The organism is Nostoc sp., from assembly GCF_036917355.1.
Taxonomy (GTDB): domain Bacteria; phylum Cyanobacteriota; class Cyanobacteriia; order Cyanobacteriales; family Nostocaceae; genus Nostoc.
In genome coordinates this window covers 135,752-158,130 of record NZ_JBALDP010000045.1, presented here as the reverse complement: position 1 = coordinate 158,130, position 22,379 = coordinate 135,752, and the positions used below count along the sequence as shown (strand labels likewise).

The 22,379-nt window shown below is 39.8% G+C and carries 18 protein-coding genes and 1 pseudogene; 7 read left to right on the top strand and 12 right to left on the bottom strand.

From position 1 onward, the window contains the following. The 6 genes and pseudogenes from V7K53_RS13435 to V7K53_RS13410 all read right to left on the bottom strand — a co-directional run. A partial coding sequence (locus V7K53_RS13435) for a tetratricopeptide repeat protein (RefSeq protein WP_335197991.1) occupies positions 1-1,859 on the bottom strand: 1,859 nt, incomplete at its 3' end. Positions 1,860-1,870: 11 nt separating this feature from the next. After that, on the bottom strand, positions 1,871-2,287 hold the full coding sequence (locus tag V7K53_RS13430) for a hypothetical protein (RefSeq protein WP_335197990.1): 417 nt from the start codon (positions 2,285-2,287) through the stop codon (positions 1,871-1,873). Between the two features lie 485 nt (positions 2,288-2,772). Beyond that, complete coding sequence (locus V7K53_RS13425) at positions 2,773-3,195, bottom strand: hypothetical protein (RefSeq protein WP_335197989.1); 423 nt, start codon at positions 3,193-3,195, stop codon at positions 2,773-2,775. 67 nt (positions 3,196-3,262) lie between these two features. Next, positions 3,263-3,952, bottom strand: coding sequence for a hypothetical protein (locus tag V7K53_RS13420; protein WP_335197988.1), 690 nt, complete (start codon positions 3,950-3,952; stop codon positions 3,263-3,265). A gap of 92 nt (positions 3,953-4,044) precedes the next feature. Beyond that, positions 4,045-4,772 (bottom strand): annotated as a pseudogene (locus V7K53_RS13415) (Uma2 family endonuclease). A gap of 29 nt (positions 4,773-4,801) precedes the next feature. Next, on the bottom strand, positions 4,802-5,446 hold the full coding sequence (locus V7K53_RS13410; protein WP_335197987.1) for a restriction endonuclease subunit R: 645 nt from the start codon (positions 5,444-5,446) through the stop codon (positions 4,802-4,804). Positions 5,447-5,678: 232 nt separating this feature from the next. Between V7K53_RS13410 and acs the strand changes: the two genes are divergently transcribed. From acs to V7K53_RS13380, 6 genes are all read left to right on the top strand, one after another. Next, a complete protein-coding gene (gene acs / locus V7K53_RS13405) occupies positions 5,679-7,652 on the top strand; it encodes an acetate--CoA ligase (protein WP_335197986.1) in 1,974 nt (657 codons plus the stop codon). Between the two features lie 128 nt (positions 7,653-7,780). Next, complete coding sequence (locus V7K53_RS13400) at positions 7,781-8,461, top strand: tetratricopeptide repeat protein (RefSeq protein ID WP_335197983.1); 681 nt, start codon at positions 7,781-7,783, stop codon at positions 8,459-8,461. Positions 8,462-8,634: 173 nt separating this feature from the next. Beyond that, the gene (locus V7K53_RS13395) at positions 8,635-9,861 is read left to right on the top strand and encodes a nucleotide kinase domain-containing protein (protein ID WP_335197982.1); all 1,227 of its coding nucleotides are present in this window, start codon (positions 8,635-8,637) and stop codon (positions 9,859-9,861) included. 32 nt (positions 9,862-9,893) lie between these two features. After that, positions 9,894-10,400, top strand: coding sequence for a DUF1643 domain-containing protein (locus tag V7K53_RS13390; protein WP_335197981.1), 507 nt, complete (start codon positions 9,894-9,896; stop codon positions 10,398-10,400). 108 nt (positions 10,401-10,508) lie between these two features. Beyond that, complete coding sequence (locus V7K53_RS13385; protein ID WP_335197980.1) at positions 10,509-11,465, top strand: nucleoside triphosphate pyrophosphohydrolase family protein; 957 nt, start codon at positions 10,509-10,511, stop codon at positions 11,463-11,465. Positions 11,466-11,574: 109 nt separating this feature from the next. Beyond that, entirely contained in the window at positions 11,575-12,354 is a 780-nt protein-coding gene (locus V7K53_RS13380; RefSeq protein WP_335197978.1) for a Uma2 family endonuclease, read from the top strand. Here the strand turns inward: V7K53_RS13380 and V7K53_RS13375 are convergent. The 5 genes from V7K53_RS13375 to V7K53_RS13355 all read right to left on the bottom strand — a co-directional run bounded on the left by V7K53_RS13375 (position 12,351) and on the right by V7K53_RS13355 (position 18,379). Next, entirely contained in the window at positions 12,351-12,932 is a 582-nt protein-coding gene (locus tag V7K53_RS13375) for a Uma2 family endonuclease (RefSeq protein WP_335197976.1), read from the bottom strand. The two genes, V7K53_RS13380 and V7K53_RS13375, sit on opposite strands and share 4 nt — an antisense overlap. 50 nt (positions 12,933-12,982) lie before the next feature. Then, complete coding sequence (locus V7K53_RS13370) at positions 12,983-14,578, bottom strand: DHA2 family efflux MFS transporter permease subunit (protein ID WP_335197975.1); 1,596 nt, start codon at positions 14,576-14,578, stop codon at positions 12,983-12,985. Positions 14,579-14,748: 170 nt separating this feature from the next. After that, entirely contained in the window at positions 14,749-16,008 is a 1,260-nt protein-coding gene (locus tag V7K53_RS13365; RefSeq protein WP_335197973.1) for an MFS transporter, read from the bottom strand. Positions 16,009-16,282: 274 nt separating this feature from the next. Beyond that, entirely contained in the window at positions 16,283-17,749 is a 1,467-nt protein-coding gene (locus V7K53_RS13360; RefSeq protein WP_335197971.1) for an HlyD family secretion protein, read from the bottom strand. Positions 17,750-17,911: 162 nt separating this feature from the next. Further along, entirely contained in the window at positions 17,912-18,379 is a 468-nt protein-coding gene (locus V7K53_RS13355) for a MarR family winged helix-turn-helix transcriptional regulator (protein WP_322692702.1), read from the bottom strand. A 566-nt stretch (positions 18,380-18,945) separates the two neighbouring features. Here V7K53_RS13355 and V7K53_RS13350 point away from each other — a divergent pair. Next, entirely contained in the window at positions 18,946-20,676 is a 1,731-nt protein-coding gene (locus V7K53_RS13350) for a hypothetical protein (protein WP_335197969.1), read from the top strand. Between the two features lie 10 nt (positions 20,677-20,686). On the opposite strand, the gene V7K53_RS13345 is transcribed toward V7K53_RS13350, so the two are convergent. After that, a complete protein-coding gene (locus V7K53_RS13345; protein WP_335197967.1) occupies positions 20,687-22,345 on the bottom strand; it encodes an ArnT family glycosyltransferase in 1,659 nt (552 codons plus the stop codon). Positions 22,346-22,379 lie beyond the last annotated feature (34 nt).

Sequence of the window (22,379 nt, the reverse complement as noted above, 5' to 3'; positions counted from 1 at the left end):
TTATAAAGTTCTAAAGATTGCAGAAACAGGGGTTCGGCTTGGTCGTAGCGTCCTTGAGAATCGTAGAGTCTTGCCAGGTTGTTCAGGCTGGTGGCAACAGAGGGATGTGCATCTCCGAGCAGGCGTTTATAAAGTTCTAAAGATTGCAGAAACAGGGGTTCGGCTTGGTCGTAGCGTCCTTGAGAATCGTAGAGTCTTGCCAGGTTGTTCAGGCTGGTGGCGACATCGGGATGTGCATCTCCCAGCAGGCGTTTTCTCAGTTCTAAAGCTTGCAGATACAGGGGTTCGGCTTGGTCGTAGCGTCCTTGAGAATAGTAGATATGTGCCAAGCAGGCTAGGCTGGTGGCGACAGAGGGATGTTCTTCTCCCAGCAGGCGTTTTCTCAGTGCTAAAGCTTGCTGATAAAGCGGTTCGGCTTGGTTATAGCGTCCTTGAGAATCGTAAATTGATCCCAGGTTGTTGAGGCTGGTGGCAACATTGGGATGTTCTTCTCCCAAACGAGTTTGCACCGTTGATAAACATTGCTGACACCAAGATTCTGCTAGGGCATATAAACCTTGTTCTTCATAGAATCTACCCAAGCCAACGAAAATGTAAATTAAATCTTCATCTTGTACAGCAGCAGTCAGATTTTGTGCCACCTCAGCCAAATGGGGAATTGCCAGTTGCACTGACTTGATATGCTCAATAGTGAGAGAGTCAGGTATTGTCTTAGCAATTTCTACAAAAATTGTGGAAATCGCTTGTTGTAACTCGTTGGCGATTTTTGACTCTACCTGTTTCCCTTGCAAAAACTCCCTAATTAATGGATGAATTTTGTAGCAACTTTCACCTTCTGTTATGCTTTGAATCAAATGGTACTTATAGAGTTGCTTTCTTGCTTGGTCAACATTTGCTTTAGTCCAATTTAGCTGCTGACTAGCAGACTCGACTAATTGCCAAGGAATGATATCTGGGGCAAATAAACTCAACAATTTACCGACACGCTGTGTCATAGAGTCGAGTTGTTGCCAGCTTAATTCAAATACGGCTTCTAATTGAGATTTTTGCTGGGCTGGTAATCGCTGTAAAATCTCTGTTAAAGACAAATTTGGATCTTCTGCCAAATACGCGCCGACTAATTGCAAACCTAAAGGCAGATATCCCAGCCATTTACATAAATTTGCTGCCGTTTGTGGTTCCCGTTGCACCCGCCTATCATTCTCACCCAACAAAGCTATCAACAAATTCAAAGCATCGTTTGGTGAGAGTTCATCCAAAGTTATCTGTTGAACTGTTGAACCGAGATTTCGCAACCGAGTTGTCATCAATATACGGAAGCGGTTATCTGTTGGCAGTACTTGGCGAGAATTTTCCCAGTTAGTCACATCGTCAACATTGTCCAATACTAATAAGACTAACCCTGTTTGTGGTTGCCAATTATACCAGCACCATTTTGCTTGTTCCTGGGAAGTCAATAAGGTTTGCGGTACTTCCAGTTTCATATAAAACTTAGCAAACTCCACAATCTCTGCTGCTAAATCTGGTTTTCTGGCATCTAACCAGCAAAGCCCACCAGGATAATTGACTTTGTAGCGCTGTGCGTATTGTGTCGCCAGTTCAGTTTTACCGATTCCTCCCATAGCAGCCACAGCCAAAATTGCCGCGTTGTCATTTTGCAGCAACTTTTTATGCACTTCTACAAGTTTCTCATCCCGCCCGACAAAATTGGCGACACCCCGATAAGGAATATTATTAGGAGAAGATGACTGTAACTGCTGAGTCGGGTAATTGTTGATACGAATATCGCCTTGATAAACTGTTCCACCCTTAACCTCAGTTTCCCATCCCCTGGCATTATCCTGGTTGCTTTGGTTCATGATGGCTCAATTCAAGAATTGGGCGGTGCATGATGAATGTTAATCTCACCTTGATAAACTGTTCCACCCTCAACCTTAGTTTGCCATCCTTTGGCATTGTCTTGGTTGATTTGAGTCATATTGCTTTTGTCTACTATCTTACCAGCCTCAATTTCACGAGCCAGCGTTTCTACTTCTTTAGCAAACTCCGGTTCTTCGTGTAAAACTATCTGCAAGTAAGCAGCAACTCTGTCTAAATCTGGTTTCGAGCCTTTTTCAGCAGCAACGAGAGCTGTTTCTGCTTTCAGATTTCCCCGTAACTTACCCCAAATCTTTTTTCGCAGCTCATCCATTTTAACAAGGGCTGCTTCAGTGAATTTCTCGATAGTTTTCTCAAATGCTTTGGTAAAAGCGAGAGTTGCGATCGCACTAGCTGTGATTGGTTCCAAATTATCCTACCTTATCTGGCGACATCTTCACTGATGGATACAATAACAGATGTTTAGATTCCAGATAGATAGAGGCTAATCCAGTTTCTCTGGTGAAAGTTGAGGGTAGGCTGTCAGGGAAAACTTTCAACATTAGTTACAATTGTTTCAACATTGATAAGCAACATTTGAATGTTCGTAATAAATGCTTAAATGTTAGTCACAATTGTTTCAACATTGATAAGCAATATTTGAAGGTTTACCACAAATGCTTAAACGTTTTTTATCAATGTTTGAATGTTAGTCACAATTGCTTTAACATTGATAAGAAACATTTGAATCTTTACCACAAATGCTTCGATATTGATAATTATGAGCCGCCCCAGCCTTTGCTTATCCTACCTCGCCTCTACGTGAGATTTTTATCCCAACTCTACGTTGAGGATTTAAATAGGACAGATGTAAACAGCATCTGGAAGCAATTTACTATAATTTAATTCCAAATTTCACAAAATCTCTGCCAACTTTACCAGCAGACTATTTGCTAAATCTGTATCAATACTATTTTCTTCACCAGCTAACAAGTGTATTACAGCAGATAGCCTGTCATCTACTTCAGAAATTCTCCAAGATTCATCTAAGCTTACTGCAAAATCAAAGAGCGATCGCTCTCCTAAATGCTCTCTTACCCTAACAGCTACACTATCATTACTTACCAGAAATTCTTTAATAGTATCTAATTGAAAATTACCTAGTATTTCATCATGTCCCCACGTTTCTAGCCAGTCTCCCTCTACATCTTCAACGTAAATATTGACAAAATCAACTCCATAAGTCAGCCAGTTCTGCTGCATTTGTCGCGCCGTCGCTAAAGCTTCAGCAAATGTATCTACTTGATTGTTGCAGTGAGTTTCTCTTTTATTAGGCATAAAAGCTGTAATTAGCACGTAAGTATATAGGCTAGACACAAATCTGAAATATCAAATTCCTGAAAAGTCACGAAAATTTTAAATATTTGCCACCAGAAAGGTAATCACTGTTATACAGGGCCACGTTGACTAACTGGTTCACAAAATTAGTATCCTTGGGATTGTAGCTTAAGAACAATCCTCTCTCTATTTCCCACGATCGCAGTGTATTTTGCCAAGCTTGGTACTTTTGTTGATTGAGTTCTTCACTAACACTGGTAATTTGAATGCACAGTGGTTGATTGTTACGACTAACAATTAAATCTGTTGCCATTGAAAGGTCGGCAATATAACGCTGCCAAAAACTGCCTTCTCGGTGAACAATATCTTGAGCTATTGATCTAATGATATCATTATCAACCTGATTAAATTCGCCTGCCATCAATTTTTGCTTCCAAATATAAAACTTGGAGTCACTTGCATTAAACCATCTGGGAAAGAGATAACCATACCAATATCTCTCAATCGGTGTCATCATCTCGAACTTTGCTTTTTGTTCATCTTCTGAAGGTAAGGATTTAATCATCAGCCATATTGTCGAATCCGTAATCACCTCTAGCAGAAAGGCGATGACAAAGGGTTTTGCAGTCAGAGAACCTGGCTTGATGTTTTTTACCCAACGATTGATCTCATCTAATCTTCTCGCTAAATTATGATCTATCGAGGAGGCTTGCTCGATAAGGGACTTTAGCTGATCCTTAATTTCTTGTGCTTGCAATCGATGCCCTACTTTCAGAAGATTACGCTTTTTTTACACATTGATAACTAGATTTTAACTTGAAAATGTCTTTAGTTCGTTTCCTGATGTAATCAAATATTCTCTAGGTCGATGCCCTGTATACGTAAAGCCTCGCGCAGTCGAGCAATTTCTTGCTCTGCTCGTTCGGCACGTTCTTCTGCCTGTTCAGCGCGTAAACGTTCTTGTTCAGCCAATTCTTCTGATGATAGTATTAATTGATTTTCAGTAGTGAAGAATCTTAATTTACCTTCATAAACTCCTAAATAAAGTTCTAACTGCTGACTCTACAAACGTCCATCAGTGGTTACTTGGATTTCTTGATACTTACCATCAACTAAATGAAATCCCTGAAGTTCCATTGTTACAGGATCAAACCAGAAATAATCTGGTGTACGGAAGGTATCTTGGTAAACTTGTTTTTTAAACCTTTATCAACTGCTGTCGTTGAACTTGACAAAATTTCCACAATCAAGTTGGGATATTTGCCGTCTTATTGCCAAACTACCCAACTCTTACGGTCTTTTTTTGGGGTTCCCAAAACTACAAAAAAGTCTGGGCCACGAAAATATTCTGATTTTTTCTGGTTAGGACTATAGTAAATCGTCAAATTGCCAGAAGCATAAAAATCTTGCCTATCTCGCCACCATAATTTGAGAATGCGAATCAGCAAATCGATTTGTTCCCGGTGTAAGTCACTTTCCAAAGGTGGTTCGTCACTCAGTATATCGCCAGGAGGAAAAATAACTTCGTCTTCTGAAATCCCATCAGCGATCAATCCTAAAGTACCAGGTTCAGACATTAGCGATCGCTCCGCAATTTTCGTTCATTTTACTGAAAATTCGGTAATTTGCAGATAGCTTGGAAAATTTGTAATAACTCGATTGCATCTGGAGATTCATTCAGATTTAATAATGGCATTAACTGATAATTAGGCTGCTCACCATGTCTTAAATAAACAAATTGATAAAGCTGTCCATTAGTTACCAAACCCCAAACTGAGGGTTGTTGATCTAAACTTTTAAAAGCATAAGTGAGTAATTGAGGTAAACCCTCAATCACACTGACCGAACTATTTTTTGTTTCAATCACTAGAACCCAAAATGGGGGCGCAATATTACTTTGAGGACTGTTGATTGCTAAAATATCCATCCGTCCGGTAATTCTTCTGTCTTCATCTTCGACTGCGATCGCAATGCTGTCTTCCATTGTCAACCGAATCGGCACATCGTAAAATCCTGCTAACCGCATTAAGGGTGCGATCGTTAAGAATTTAACCAACCCTTCAGAAATTTTTCCTGCGCTTAAATAGCGATCAAAGTCGTTTCTGATTCTTAATAAATCCTGCTGTTCAAAGTCAGAGAGTGGTTCTAGAGTTAAGAAGTCTGTAAATGAAGCATTGGAAAGCTTTTCCAGTTTTAGAAAGCGATGAATATCATTAAGGGATAGGCTGCTAGCTTCGACGGTGAGCGTCATAGTTTCAGGCTTTATTTGTCAAGACTACTTACATTTTGCAACATTCCTGATAGATAGGTTGCAATGTAACATCTTTACATTTATCGATCGCTTGCTTTTGCTAGATGAAAATCAATGTAAACTAAATAACTCAGCAATTTATACCTAGCTTAACGAAAATCTAAACACTGTCTAGCACAACTGGGCTAAGAATAGTTTTTAATCACAATAGCGATCGCACTCATAACTAACCATGTCTCAACCAACTATAGAATCAATCCTCCAAGAGAATCGCCTCTTCCATCCTGCCTCAGAATTCTCGCAAAATGCTCATATCAAAAGCTTGGATGACTATCAGCGTCTCTACGATCAAGCCAAAGCCGATCCACAGCAATTTTGGGCAGATTTGGCTGGAAAAGAATTAGAATGGTTCCAAAAATGGGACACAGTATTAGACTGGCAACCACCTTTTGCTAAGTGGTTCGTTGGTGGTAAGATTAACATTTCTTACAACTGTCTTGACAGACATCTCACTACTTGGCGCAAAAATAAAGCAGCATTGATTTGGGAAGGAGAACCAGGTGATTCGCGTACCCTCACTTATGCCCAACTGCATCGGGAAGTTTGCCAGTTCGCCAATGTTTTGAAGCAACTAGGAGTACAAAAAGGCGATCGCGTTGGTATTTATATGCCGATGATTCCCGAAGCTGCGATCGCAATGTTAGCCTGTGCCAGAATTGGCGCACCCCATAGTGTAGTATTTGGTGGTTTTAGTGCCGAAGCTTTGCGCGATCGCTTAATTGATGCTCAAGCTAAACTGGTAATCACGGCTGATGGTGGTTGGCGCAAAGATGCGATCGTTCCTCTCAAGGCACAGGTAGATAAAGCCTTAGCTGATGGTGCTGTTCCTAGTGTAGAAAATGTCCTCGTTGTCAAGCGCACCGGACAAGAAACTTATATGCAGTTGGGAGGACGCGATCGTTGGTGGCATGATTTGCAAAAAGGTGTATCAGCAGATTGTCCCGCCGAGCCAATGGACAGCGAAGATATGCTGTTTGTCCTCTACACTTCTGGCAGCACGGGCAAACCGAAGGGCGTTGTGCATACAACTGCTGGTTATAATTTGTATACCCATATAACCACTAAATGGATATTCGACCTCCAAGACACTGATGTATATTGGTGTACCGCCGATGTAGGTTGGATTACGGGACACAGCTACATTGTCTACGGCCCGCTTTCCAACGGTGCAACCACGGTGATGTATGAAGGTGCGCCCCGTGCTTCTAATCCAGGCTGTTTCTGGGATGTAATTGAAAAATACGGCGTTAATATTTTTTATACTGCACCTACGGCAATTCGGGCATTTATTAAGATGGGCGAACAACATCCCAACGCCCGAAACTTGTCTTCGTTGCGTTTGCTGGGAACCGTCGGCGAACCGATTAACCCGGAAGCTTGGATGTGGTATCAGAAAGTAATTGGTGGCGATCGCTGTCCAATTGTTGATACTTGGTGGCAAACGGAAACCGGCGGTATCATGATTACACCGCTACCAGGAGCAATTCCCACCAAACCCGGTTCCGCAACTCTTCCTTTCCCTGGAATTATTGCAGATGTCGTAGATTTAGAAGGAAATACCGTACCCAATAATGAAGGCGGTTATCTAGCGGTGCGCCATCCGTGGCCAGGAATGATGCGGACAGTCTACGGCGATCCAGAACGCTTCCGCCGCACCTACTGGGAACACATTCCACCCAAGGATGGTAACTATACTTACTTTGCTGGTGATGGCGCGAGGCAAGATGAAGACGGCTATTTCTGGGTAATGGGTCGTGTTGATGACGTGTTGAATGTATCAGGACATCGACTCGGTACAATGGAAGTAGAATCAGCCTTAGTTTCGCATCCAGCAGTTGCAGAAGCGGCAGTAGTGGGTAAACCCGATGAACTTAAGGGTGAAGAAGTAGTTGCTTTTGTGACTTTAGAAGGCACTTATCAGGCAAGTGAGGAACTGATTAAAGAACTCAAACTGCACGTTGTCAAAGAAATTGGTGCGATCGCACGTCCGGGAGAAATTCGCTTTACAGACGCTTTGCCCAAAACGCGATCGGGTAAGATTATGCGGCGCTTGCTGCGGAATCTAGCTGCGGGGCAAGAGGTATCTGGAGATACTTCGACATTGGAAGATAGAAGCGTATTGGATAAGTTACGAGAAGGTGCGTAAATAATTTCAAATGAGCTTAGTAGGGGCGCACATATATGCTGCCCTTACCGTCTGTCTTGTGATGCATTACGCGCTAACGCAGGCTAATTTATCATAAAGATTAGAACATTATTGAGGCATTCAGGGCGATGAAGGTGAAGTGCAAATCCAAATCAGCATTTGTTCAACCTATTGGCTGCATGATGCTGAGTATTATCAGTGTAATGGGGATATCACCATTAGTCTTAGCGGTTCCTGGACAAGTTTCTTTACATTCGTCAGAACAGTCTGCACAGAGACAATCACAAAAAATAGCACAAGCTTCAGGTACAGATGCACCAGAGCGATCGCAACTCCTGCAACAAGCCAATGGTTTATTTAGTCAGGGAGACTTAACAGGTGCAGAGGAAAGTTTACGCAAATTAATTAAAAAATTCCCAGACGATGCCTTCGGACACTTTCAACTGGGAAATGTACTTTTTCGGCAAAAGAAACCAGAAGATGCAATTAGTTCCTATCGAGAAGCCATTCGCCTCAAGCCAAAATACGCTCTAGCTTACAATGCGATCGGTATTGTTTACGCAAGCCAAAGTCGCTGGCAAGAAGCTATTACTGAATATAAAAAAGCTCTGGAAATTAATCCTAATTATGGCGAAGGGCTGACCAATTTTGCAATAGCATTGTGGCAAACAAATAAAAAAGACGAGGCACTATCTTCTTTAGAGAAAGCTTTAAATATTTTCAAAGAACAGAATAGAGGTGAAAAAGTTAACCAAGTAGAGCGAATTTTAAAAGAGATCAAAACTGCTGAAGATCCTAGTGTTTCCTGAAAATCATATTATTCAGTGGATAAAAGTTAAGAAGAATTGCTGCGATCGGCTATAAGGATGCTTTGCTAGAAATGCGATCGGATACGAAGATTATGCGACAACTGCCGCATAATCTTCGCTTATGAATAAAAAACAGGTTTGAAACTGATGGTGATAAACTAGGAGAACCGTGTATGCAAGTAAGACAAGAAATTTTTGATACTTATTGGCGATTTGCTGCTATGCGCCAGGAAGTATTTTTCAACAAGATTAACAACTTACCACCACCGTGGACGAGTGACCCGATTATTAATACTTATAAATTTTGTAATGCATATCGAGCAAGCGATCGCGTTTCACAATATCTGATCAAAAACGTAATTTACGATCAGAATAGGAGCCAAAATCAAGAAGAAGTAGTTTTACGTATTCTACTATTTAAAATTTTTAATAAAATAGAAACATGGGAATATTTAGAGAATAAAATAGGAGATTATATTACACTGTCTAATTTCAACTCAAATGCATATTCAGATATATTAGAAGAGGCTATGAATATTGGATATGTTATTTACACTAGTGCATATATGTCTTGTGCCAGTAAAGAGTTTGGTTATGATAAGAAGCACCAGAATCATTTGGCATTAATTGATAAAATGGTTGTCCAAGATAGGGTAGATAATCGCATAGTCAAAGCTAAAAAATTTGAAGATGTTTTTCAGATTATTCAAGAATATCCATTGCTAGGTAAGTTTATGGCTTACCAATTAGCGACAGATATTAATTATAGTGAAATTATCAACTTTGACGAAAACAGTTTTACTATAGCAGGCCCAGGAGCCGAACGTGGTATTAGTAAGTGTTTCGTTGATACAGATGGTAAAACGTATACTGATGTAATTCATTGGATGACTGAAAACCAAGAAAAAGAGTTTCAGCGTTTGGGGTTAAATTTTCAATCACTCTGGGGTCGTCCATTACAAGCTATAGACTGTCAAAATCTTTTTTGTGAAACTGATAAATACTGCCGAGGAGCATTTCCAGAGTTGAAAAGTAATCGCAAAAAGATAAAATCAAAATTTACTTCAACCCCTCAAGCAATTGATTATTTTTATCCCCCTAAATGGTGTATTAATGATAAAGTTCAAGTAACTTTATCACAGAGATTACCACGATTAGATATTTCTGATTTGCAACAACTCAATAAGAGTAATTATCGGCAATTATCTTTGGAATTAGATTCGATTCTAAAAGCAACTTCTATAATTCCAGAAGATGTATCAAAACTAGATAAAACTTATGAGCAAGAGTCTCAATCTAACTATAAAAGTAATAAGAGTAAAAAATCAAAAGCTTTACAAAATACACAAATAGAAAATTCTCAACAGTTGTGCTTATTTTCATCAGACTGGGTACTATAAATCAGCAGGAATTCAAAATCAAGTAGATTGATATGGAAAAATATGCCAATATCGATGTCACTAGAAAGTATCGCTACTTACTAGGACGTAGATGGGATGCAAATTTGCCGCAAGTTACTTTTGTGATGCTTAACCCAAGTAAGGCTGATGATAATCAAGATGATCCTACTCTCAATAAATGCATTAAGTTTGCTCACCATTGGGATTATGGTTCTCTTGAAGTGGTAAATCTATTTGCTTATATTACTCCAAAACCTCGTGAACTTCGTCAAGTAGATGACCCTGTGGGTTCAGAAAATAACTCTTATATTAAATCAGCAACAGAACGCGCTAACTTAATTATTTTGGCATGGGGTTCAAGTAAGTATCCCAAAAAAAACTGTGACCGTGACAAAGAAGTTTTAAGTCTAATTTCTGATAAAAAAACTCTTCACTGCTTAAAGCTAACAAAGAAGGGATACCCAAACCATCCGCTATATCTTAAAGTTGAAGATAGTACAAAACTAATTATTTTCCCTAACTGTTCCCTACAAATATAGCTGAATTAAAAACTTTAATAGCAATGCTTTTTAAGCATGAGCATATTTGTATTTTATCCATATAAAAATCGCTATAATCAATAACTTTTAAATTAAAGGAATTTCATTATGAATTTTTCTGACTATCAAAGACAAGCACTGAATACAGACCAGATTCCTGCTGTGGAAGGTACTGAATTAATTATACCGCTATTAGGTTTAGTAGGTGAAGTTGGTTCATTGATGACTGAGTATAAGAAACATTTACGCGACGGTGAAGCACACAAACTGTTTAAAGAAGGCATTGCAGAAGAATTGGGAGATATGCTTTGGTATATTTCCAACTTTGCAAGCAAGTTTAACCTTAATTTGGAAGAGATTGCGGAAGATAATCTGAGAAAGTGCCGTGACCGTTGGGGATGGAGAGATTCAGCACAGATAGATGATAAAGCTACAATCTATATATTCGACAATGATTTTCCCAAAAATGAAAGTTTACCACGACAGTTTGAAGTAGAAATTACGGAGGTAAGCAAAGATAACTCAATCAAAATGAAGGCATTTATCAACAAACAACAAATTGGAAATGACCTCACCGATAATTCCTATACAAGCGATGGCTACCGCTTTCATGATATTTTCCATTTTTCCTACGCCGCAGTTTTAGGTTGGTCTGTTGTTACTCGTGGTATGCTTAAACGTAAGCGTAAAAGTAATTTTAGTATTGACGAAGTTGAAGACGGCGGTCGTGCAGTAGCTATTGAAGAAGGTATATCAGCACTCGTATTTGGCTATGCAAAAAATCACGGTTTCTTAGAAGGCGTTTCAACATTAGATTACCAACTATTAAAGACTATCAAAAATATGACATCCCATTTAGAAGTTTCTCAATGTTCGCTGGGTGATTGGGAGAAGGCAATTCTGATGGGCTATGATGTCTGGCGACAGGTAGAGAAAAATCGAGGAGGAAGGGTAGTCGTTGACCTTGATGCACGCTTGATAAGTTATTTAAAAGAGTCTAGTCTGCATTTAGCCTCTGTGGAAATAAAACATTCACTTAACAATATCTTGCAAGGAAAAAAATGAGTGTTTGGTCATCGCAAACTTTGAGTTCTCGTCTTCCTAGTACGGCAACAAAGTTTGTTAGATTTATTGAGATAATAAATAAAATACAAATATAATCTTGGTTGTGCCTATGACTTCCCTATCGGCATTAACTTTACCCGATCACACTCAGTTACCAGACTCAGACGGTACATTTGTGAAAAATCTTCAGGAGCATCCGCAAAGCATTTTAATCACAGATTCAATTAAACCTGTTCTAGAGCAACTTCATCCTGATGGTCAATATTGTATCGGACAAGATTCTGGTATCTACTGGCGATTGACAGATCCTCCTGAGAAAGGGGCTGAAGCACCAGACTGGTTTTATATACCCAATGTCCCACCGACACTTAACGGTAAAATGCGCCGTTCTTATGTGCTGTGGAAGGAGTATGTTGCACCCCTAATTGTGATTGAATTTGTCTCTGGAGATGGTTCAGAAGAACGAAATAACACACCGCCATCTCAAGGGGAAGGTGGAAATGTTGGTAAATTTTGGGTTTATGAGCAGGCAATTCGAGTGCCTTATTATGGAATTTATGAAGTAGCAAAAGCACAAGTGGAAGTTTACCACCTAGTTGATAATACTTATCAACTGATGCAACCCAATGAACGAGAACATTACCCAATTGCTCCTATGGGTGTAGAGTTAGGAATCTGGCAAGGATTTTATCAGAATGCAGAGTTACCTTGGTTGCGGTGGTGGGATGCACAAGGAAATTTATTGCTAACGGGTGAGGAACGTGCTGTGATTGAACGAGAAAGGGCGGAAGTTGAGCGACAAAAACGAGAGAGAATTGTAGAGAAATTGCGATCGCTCTCTGCTGATCAACTTAACGCTTTAGGAATTGATCCAGAAATGTTAGATTAGGAAATATTTTCATCTACCAATATTACATCTTCATATATTTCTGCGATCGCACAACGAAGATCAACGCTAGCTAAATGCACTTCTTCTCCTTTTTCATAAGGGTAAAGTACCCAATGTCCTTCCTCATTGCGGCGGAAGCATTCTACACTCATTCTATCTGGTGAAATTAGCACATATTCTTGTAGTGATTCTAAGTGTCGATAACTAGCAAATTTCTTCCCTCTGTCATAGCCTTCGGTTGATTCAGAAAGCACTTCAATAATTAAGGAAGGATAGCACTTAAAATATTCAAATTCTTTATCTCGTGTATCGCAAGTCACCATTACATCGGGATAAAAATAGCGATTTATAGCCTCGATTTGTGCTTTCATATCTAACATATAGACACGGCATCCACCACCCCGGAGATGGTTTCGCACTAGGGAAAACAAGTTTCCTACTATAGTGACATGAGCATCACTCGCTCCTGCCATTGCGTATACTTGCCCATCAATATACTCGTGTTTGATTTCACTTACTTTCTCGCCTTCTAAATATTCTTCTGGAGAGATATAGTACTCACTTTGGCTAATGACCATTTTAGTACCTTAGTAGTTTTATCAAACATTTTAACCCATACGACACAAATCTAATGAGCGACAGCGCCACCAGTTGGCTTAACCTTTTTGAGGAATAAAATAGCAATTCCACTGAGTAATAATGCAATCCCAATAAAGTAGAAACAATCGTTAAAAGCCATTACAAATGCTTCCCTGCGGACTATATTGGATATAGATGCGATCGCTTGATTTTGGGCTGTACTTAAATCTGCTCCGCGACTAATAAAATACTGCGTCATTTGGTCAATTCGCTGTTGAGTTTCTGGGTTATATAAAGATACTCCATCACCCAATCTATTCGAGTGAAATTGCTCTCTATTTGCTAATAAAGTCGCTAAAGAAGCAATTCCGATAGAACCGCCCAGATTCCGCATCATATTAAATAAACCACTTGCCGAACCTGCTTCTTTCGGATTCAAACCAGCAGTAGCAATAGAACTAAGCGGCACCATAATTAAGGGTTGTCCCATTGCACGCACAAATTGCGACCAGCGTAATTGATCTAACCCTGTTTCATTAGTCATTCCAGAGTTCATAAATGCACTGATGGAAAACAAAGTCACACCAAAAGCTACCATGAAACGCACGTCAATACGTTGCATCAATTTCGGGATGAGGGGAATAATAAATAGTTGGGGAATACCAGCCCAAATCAATACTTCACCGATTTGCAGAGCATTGTATTTTTGAATTTGGGCGAGATACAACGGTAAAATATAAATTGAACCATATAATCCTACTCCCAACGACACATTAACAATACTGGCTAAACCAAAGTTACGCCTAGATAAAAGCCGTAAATTAATAAATGGTTGCTTCCGAGTTAATTCTATAAAGAAAAATATTGCCAAGAAAATTGCCGCAATTACACTTAAGCGCACAATCAACGGTGAACCGAACCAATCTTTGCGGCTACCTTCTTCTAAAACAACTTGCAGAGAACCTAAGCCAATAGCCATTGCAATAATTCCCCACCAGTCACCTTGTTTAAGTAAACTGATTTGGGGTTTTTCTTGCTTAATTCCATACCAAACACCAGCTAGCATTAATGCGCCTGGAATTACATTTATATAAAAGTTGTATTCCCAACCAAAATTTTCTGTTAACCAACCTCCTAATGTTGGGCCAATTGAGGGTGCAAAAACTGCACTAAACCCAAATGCAGCCAGTCCGACTGATTGTTTTGATTGGGGTAAAGTTGTTAATACAACTGTCATCGCGGTGGGAATTAGTACTCCTCCGCTAAAACCTTGTAAAGCGCGAAAGAAAATCATGGAATTAAGATTCCACGCCCAACCACAGCAGATAGAAAAGAAAATAAATAGTGCAGTATTCACTAACAGATAACGCTGCAATGAAAACACCCGTGATAACCATCCTGTTAGAGGAATTACCACAATTTCTGCTACGAGATACGCGGTAGAAATCCAAGAACCTTCTTCGAGAGTTGCTCCTAAACTTGCTTGAATATCTTGCAGAGAAGCATTAGTGATTTGAATATCTAATACCGCCATAAATGCACCAAGCATACTGGCTAATACACCAATCCAGGTTCTTAGCGGTACACGCTCTGGTGGTAAAGCAGGATTTTGCCCTTGCTGACGAATTACACCTGTATTAGCCATAACTTTGTTCCAGTTTCAAGGTTAAGTAGCAAAAAACTTTATTATTAAATCTTATACCAATATTTTCTTTGCCCCTGCATGAGCTTGAATCAGCAACGCTAAAAATTAAAAAATAATTACTACAGAAAGCCCAATTAAGATAAATATAAATTTAAGTGCGGTTATTTATCTTAAACTTCTGGAGCCGTAAGAATGCCCTTTTGCTCATAAATTGGACGCATTATTTTCCTTAAAGCAGGTAACTGTCTGCTAAAAATGATTGACCCTAAAAGACAAGCTATGCCATCAATAATTAAAGTATTTGGAGCGCCAATATGACTTGCTAGGAAACCTCCTAATAAATTACCCACGGGAATCATTCCCAAAAATGACATTGTGTATAAGCTCATCAATCGCCCACGTTTGTCGTCTTCAACAATGGTTTGTAAAAATGTGTTGCTAGCTGCAATCTGGAGAATTGTTCCTAAGCCAACAAATAACATTGTAAATAAAGAGAGTGGTAAAAATCTAGATAAAGAAAAGGCAATTAAACCAGTTCCTAAAATTGCTGGAGCTAACGCAATCAATTTCCCAATTCCCAAGATTGTTTGGCGAGTAGCTAGATAAATACCACCAGTTAAAGCTCCAACTCCAGATGCTGCCATCAAAAATCCCAAACTTTCTGCACCACCTTTGAGAACTTGTTCGGCAATAACTGGGACAAGAATAGTGTTTTGCAGTCCCATCAAGCTGACTAAAGCTGATAGCAATAGAACGGCTCTAATGGGTGGGAAGCTAAAGGCATATATAAATCCCTCTTTAACTTTTTGCAAGGGATTACCGTCAGTTACGACATTTTTCCACGGTTTAACTTTCATCGCCAATAAAGCGGCGATTACAGCAACGTAGCTCAAACCATCAATTAAAAAACAATACCCAGTTCCAACGCCAGCAATTAATAAACCCCCGATCGCAGGGCCAATTAATCTAGCACCATTGACCATTGTAGAATTAATAGCGATCGCATTGGCTAAATCTTCTCTGCGTTCAACCAATTCTGGCACAAAAGCTTGGCGGGCTGGCGCATCTAAGGCATTAATAAATCCTTGCAACAAACTCAAGGCGATGATGTGCCATACCTCAATCACTCCAGTTAACGCCAGCGCTGCTAATGTTAATGATTGAATCATCGCCAAGATTTGCGTACCAATTAAGGTACGATACCGAGAAAAGCGATCTACAAATACTCCGCCAAAAGGAGCTAAAAAAAAGTTAGGAATTTGACTAGAAAATCCCACAACTCCTAGCATTAATGGGGATTTTGTCAAGTCATAAACTAGCCAAATTGTGGCAAGTTGTGTCATCCACGTCCCAATTAGGGAAATACCTTGCCCAGCAAAAAACAGCTGGTAGTTTCTTGACCTTAATGCAGGTAGTAGCGGTTTTTTCATCTCAGGCTTGTTTTATACCAATCTGCTTTCATAGATATCATCTCACCTCATCTCTATACGCCTCTCTTTAGATGTAGGAGAATGTCATAGATAGAAGGAGGTTTTTCAATCTGTTTGCAGCCAATTTCGTATTATGAATGATGTCCGATTGATTACTTACTAAACCCCAAGAACCCCACCCCGCCAAAGCTACGCTTTGTCTCCCCTCCCCGCAGGCGGGGAGAGGCTGGGGGGTGGGGTTCTTGGGGTTATGGGCAATTTACCGAACATCATATTACTTGACTTCCACCGCAACCTCCGCAGACATCCCAGGAGTAATCCGCGATTCGTATCCTTGAATGCTCTTTTGGTCGAAAACTACTTTTACTGGAATGCGTTGGACAACTTTAGTAAAGTTACCTGTAGCATTATCCGGTGGCAATAAGGCAAACTGAGCGCCGGAAGCTGGCGAAATACTGTCAACACGACCAATAAAGGTGTGATGAGGGAAACTATCCAGCTTGATTTCTACTGGCTCTCCTGGGCGCATCTTTTCTAATTGAGTTTCTTTGAAGTTCGCAACTACCCAATAGCTGTTATCCACGATCGCCATTAATGGTGTTCCTACTGCGACGCGGTTGCCAACTTCCACATTTTTCCTACCTACCCGTCCGGCACTGGGGGCGGTAACATTTACATAGGATAGTTGCAATTGCGCGTCTTTTAGCGATGCTTCTGATTGGGCGATCGCTGCTTTTGCCGCTTCGTATTGACTACGCTTAACTGTGGTATCTTGTCCGCCTGCGGTAGCTTGTTGCAATCCTCCCTTAGATGCTGCTAATTTAGCTTGGGCGTTGGTGACATTTTCTTGCGCTTGTGCTAATTGAGATTGGGCTTTGGCGACACCAACTTTAGCAGAAGCTAACTTGGCTTGAGCTTGTTGTACTCCCTGAATCGCAGCGTTTTTCTGTGCGGTCGCCACATCATAAGCAGCCTTCGCTGTATCTAATTGCTGACGAGGAATCGCACCTGTTTTATACAATTCGTTGTAACGATTGTAATCTGCTTGTGCTCTTTCCAAATTCGCGTTTGTTTGGGCTACCTGCGCTTGAGCGGCGGGAATCCCAGCTTGGGCTTCTTGGACTGCTGCTTGGGCGGCGGGAATCCCAGCTTGGGCTTCTTGTACTGCTGCTTGGGCTGTAGAAATTGCTGCTACTGCACCACTGACATCTCCTTGTGCTTGAGTTGTCTTACCAGTGGTGGTTTGTGAACTTAAAGCAATATTTGCTTGAGCGGCTTGCGCTTGACCACGAGCATTTTCGAGGGCGGCTTGTGCCTGTTGCACCTTACTTTGATAGTCCCGTGGGTCTAACTTCACCAACAATTGTCCCGGTTGTACCAGTTGGTTGTCATTCACCAGCACTTCACTTACTGTTCCGGGAATGCGACTACTAACTTGGTGAATGTTTCCCGCAACGGTGGCGTTGTCTGTTTCCTGGTGGGTGGAGGCGTATTGCCAGTAGTGATAACCAAAAGTACTTGCGGCGATCGCGCCCACACCTAATCCTGCCAAAATTAAACCAGTCGGTCTTTTCCGTTTCGGTGGAACTTCTTTCTCGATCTCAGGAGTTACGACAGGTGCTTCTGCTGTTGCGGGTGTCTCTGTGGTGACAGTTTCTAAAGTCTCTAAATCAGGAATCACTTCTTTTTCTAAAATTATGGTCTTGTGTCCGTTGCGTCCGTTAAAACTACTAGCACCCATGATTCTTACCTCGCTTGTTCGTTCAATAACTTGATTAATAGTCGTTTATTTAGAATGCGTAATATCACCTGAAAAAAATTCTTATTTCCTTAGTATGCGTAATATTATCCCAAAACATATCTTTACACTGCCTCCCCCGGTCGGGTGATTATAAAATCATCTTTAAGACAGGTTAGCGATCGCTCGATTCAAGATTTGGGAAAACAGTTCTCGGTCGGCAAAGGAAATACCATCCATTGCTTCATCACGCACGGCTGCGGCGATTGGCGGTAAAACAGCTTCTAGTTCCTTACCTGCATCCGTTAGCCAGATGCGCCAGATGCGGCGATCTTGAGTGTCGCGTTCTCGACGCACTAAACCGCGTTCTTCCATCCGATCTAGTACGCCTGTTAAAGTCCCTCCCACTTGTTTGAGTTTGTCCCCAATACTAGAAGTAGGTAAACCATCTTCTTGCCAAAGACAGCACAACACTAACCAGTGAAATGGCGTCAATCCAAAAGGTTCTAGCTTCTCAGTAAACTTGCGACTGAGCAGTTGTGAGACTAATTTGATTCTGTAGCCCAAATTGTATGGTGCCAGATTTTGCTGCCACGACTCTAAAGTTGGGGAGTGATTAGATGTAGAAACCATTTAGCAAAATACTTAGTGTACGTAATATTATAACTAAATTAATATTTTTTAGCAATAGTTACTTTACATCTATCTTAGGGAAGAACTTGAATTAACACCAAGAATATGGTAAGACCGAGGTAATTTAGGGGACTGGTCAGCATAGATCCAAGCATAGCTCAAAACTGGTATTTGCGAAATAGAGGCTACTTGTTGAGCATGAATGGGAAGATATAAATCGAGCATTACTTGGGTTTTCTTGTCAATTTGCACATATTAGGTAGGCTGAGAATGGAGCGATCGTTCTCTCGGTACACCCCTGAACGGCTACAATGATTTGTCACATTAAACTTGGCACATTGCATAAATTTTAGCTGAAATCTTGCATGGGTAAGCGACACCCCATCCTTTTAATCTAGACAGTTCGGCTTTCATGACCTTTCGTTCTGGGTAAAAAACAGAGCGTTGCTAGAATTATTGGTTTTATAAATTACCGCTCAGTACTTAAAGATTGTACAATCAGAAAAATTGAAAAAAGCTTTTGATTTTCCTAATTAACATCATTTTTTCAGACATAGACGCGTACAATGCTAATTTCACGATTACAAAAAGTTTTAACAGCACCTATTACTCAAAACAGCAAACAAAATCAATCTAGATTGACTGTTATTTTTTGGTACATTCTTAGCCTAACTTTTGCTGTTGGTTATATTTTGATGGGGCTGCGACAAGCTTTCACCAGCAAATATATAGTGAGCGACGATGCACGAGAATATATTTCTTGGATCTATCGTTACTTTAACCCAGATTTATTTCCTGGGGATTTAATTGCTGATTATTTTCAGTCAGTGACACCAATTGGGTATGGTATTGTTTATAAAATAATTGCAGCTTTAAATATAGATCCAATTTTATTTGGCAAAATTTTTCCATTAGTACTGGGACTAATTACAACTAGCTATTGCTTTGTAGTTTCTATGGAGATATTACCAGTACCAATGGTAGGATTTATCGCCTCTTTACTTTTAAATCAAAGCCTTTGCCTTCATGATGACCTATTTTCTGCTACACCTAGAGATTTTATTTATCCCCTGGTTTTAGCCTTTATATATTATTTAATACGCTCTTCTGTATTTGGCATATTAATTGTATTTGCGCTTCAATTTTTAATATACCCTATCATAGGTTTTATCAATTTATTAATTTTACTTTTGAGACTATTTCGCTGGCAGAATGGGCAGATAACTATTTCTCATAACCGAAAAGATTTTATTTTATTTGTAGCAGCCACTATAACTGCTGGCATCCTAATTTTACCTTATACTATTCAATCATCACAATTTGGCCCGACAATTACTGCTGCTGTTGCGAGAACTATGCCAGAGTACTGGGATGGAGGAAGATTCAGGTATTTTACTCATAATATTATTAGTTATTGGTTTGATGGTAGAGATAGCGGTTTTTTTGCTTTAATTGCACCTCCTCAACTATTATTTGGTTTATTATTACCAATTATCCTGAAATTCCAGTCTCACTTTCTTCTAACCAAACAAGTAAAGGATGAAGTCAAACTATTACTACAGGTAGTAATAGCTAGTCTAATCATGTTTTTTACTGCCCATGCCTTAGCTTTTAAACTGCACTGGCCTAGCCGCTATACCCATCATACTTTTAAGATAGTACTTGCTCTTGCAGCAGCAATCTCTATTACCTTAATTTTAGATGCTACATTTCGATGGTCGAGACAAAATGGCAGACAAATTTTAATCTTGGGGACTATTTCGATCCTTGGTGCAGGACTCGTTTTGTACCCTAGTAGCTTAAAAGTTTTTCCCAAAACCCCTTATTTAGAAGGTCAAGCCCCAACATTATATAATTTTTTGCAAAAGCAACCGCAAAATATTGTCATAGCCTCTACTTCCCAAGAAGCAGATAACATACCCATCTTTGCTCAAAGAACAATTTTGGTGGGTAAAGAATATGCATTACCGATCCATACAAAATATTACGCTCAATTTCACCAGCGGATGATTGACCTGATTAATGCCCAATATACTGATGATATTAATCAGATTAAAGACTTTATTCAAAAATACCACGTAACTTTTTGGTTATTAGAACGTTCTGCATTCCTTCCAGAATATATAACTAAAAACACTTGGCTACAACAATATCAGCCAGCGGCACAACAAGCGAACGCAAATTTACAGAAGGCTCTACCTGTTTTAGCAACATTAATTAACTCTTGTGCAGTTATTGAGACTGATAATTTAGTCCTTCTCAAAACAGAATGTATCAAAGCAGTAGCGAAGACTTGAATATAATGTCTTAGGGAAGAACTTGAATCAACTGGTACTCTTTGACAGCGCCGATAATGCGGTGAGGTCGAGATAATTGAGAGGACTGGTTAGCATAGATCCAAGCATAGCTCAAAGCTGGTACTTGGGAAATAGAGACTACTGGTTGAGGGCGAGTAGGAAGATAGAAATTAAGCAATACTTTTGTTTTAGCGTCCATGTCCACATAGTACGTAGGATGAGATTGGAGAATTGAAGCGATCGCACTTTGTTGTAAAAAAGTTTTTAAACCAGAGTTATAGTCACTTAATAGACCAATGCTACCTATCGCCGCCAAGGCCAGCCAACAGGGAATTAACCAACCTGCAATCCAATAACGCGCTGTGAGAAACTTTTTGTCAAAGTGGTAACGAGCAATCCACACCACAGGTAAAATTAACCAACCCAAGCCCATAGCCAAGCCAATACTTGCATACTTGCGGATATCAGAACTACCCCAACTAAAAATGCCAATACTCGCTATAACAAGTAAAATACCTAATCCACCCAAGCTATAACTGAGGTTTCGGGGAAGATTCTTCCTTGTAAAAAGGTTCAATATCTTTTTTTTACTTTTTTTAAGAGGTAATTGTGGGATAATTCCTATTTGATAAATATTCCCTAGCCAGTTTAAACCCACAGATGCAAACAAAGCGATGAACGGATAAAGGCAAAGACTATAGTGAGATAAACGAGTGCTAAAAATAGTAATTTCTACAAATAAAACAAGTGGAAAGCCAACTAATATTAACTGGTAACGAGGAATGGGACTACGGAGAGTTAAAAACAAACCTACAAGTCCGAAAAAAGCCCAAGGAAATGCGTTTACAGGAATATTCCAGACATAGAATAGTAGCCCATTATGCTTCCGCTCTTCAGAACCTAGTTGTACAACAAACTTGAGTAACTCTTCAAAACTATTATTTCCGAAGTGCAGCCAGCTTAACCACAGCCAAACACAGGTTGGTATTAAACCTACGAAAAAACCTAAATATAAAATTGGGTTAGTAAGATGATGATGACGGCGATGTTCCCAAATTAAATAAGGTAATAAAGCTATAATTGGCAAAAAAATCATCAAGCTTCTAACTAAGAAGCCTAAACCTAAACTTAAACCAGCTAGAAAACTCCACCAGGAGCGGTATTTGGGATGTAATTCCGTTTTGATTAAAGACAAAATAGCTAAAAGCACCAAGAGAACCATCGGTACATCAGGTGTACTTAAGCGAGAGTATTGTAGCCAGAGAAATTCCAGACTTAAAATTGCAGCAGCTAGCCAACCTAATTTTTTGCCTAGCATAATTTTGCCAATTTCATACACAAGCCACAAACTAAAAATGCCAGCAATCATACTAGGAAGACGCGCACTAGTATCACTGATACCAAACAGCTTGTAAAAACTGGCAATTAACCAATAAGGGCCAGGAGTTTTATGATGTGCTGTTTCCCAAGGAGCTATCCAATTACCAGAATCAAACATTAGACGGGCACGTGATGCGTAAAGCCCTTCATCATGTGCCATCAAGCTATTATGTCCAGAAGTAAATAGTAATAAGGGTAGTATCCAAACTAACAAACTAAAATAAGGTAATGATGCGACTAGGCGGATTTGTCGCCAAATATGCTGCAAGAAGTGTAGTTTATATAACATTGAATTGATAAAAATTGAATACTGCTATTTAGGT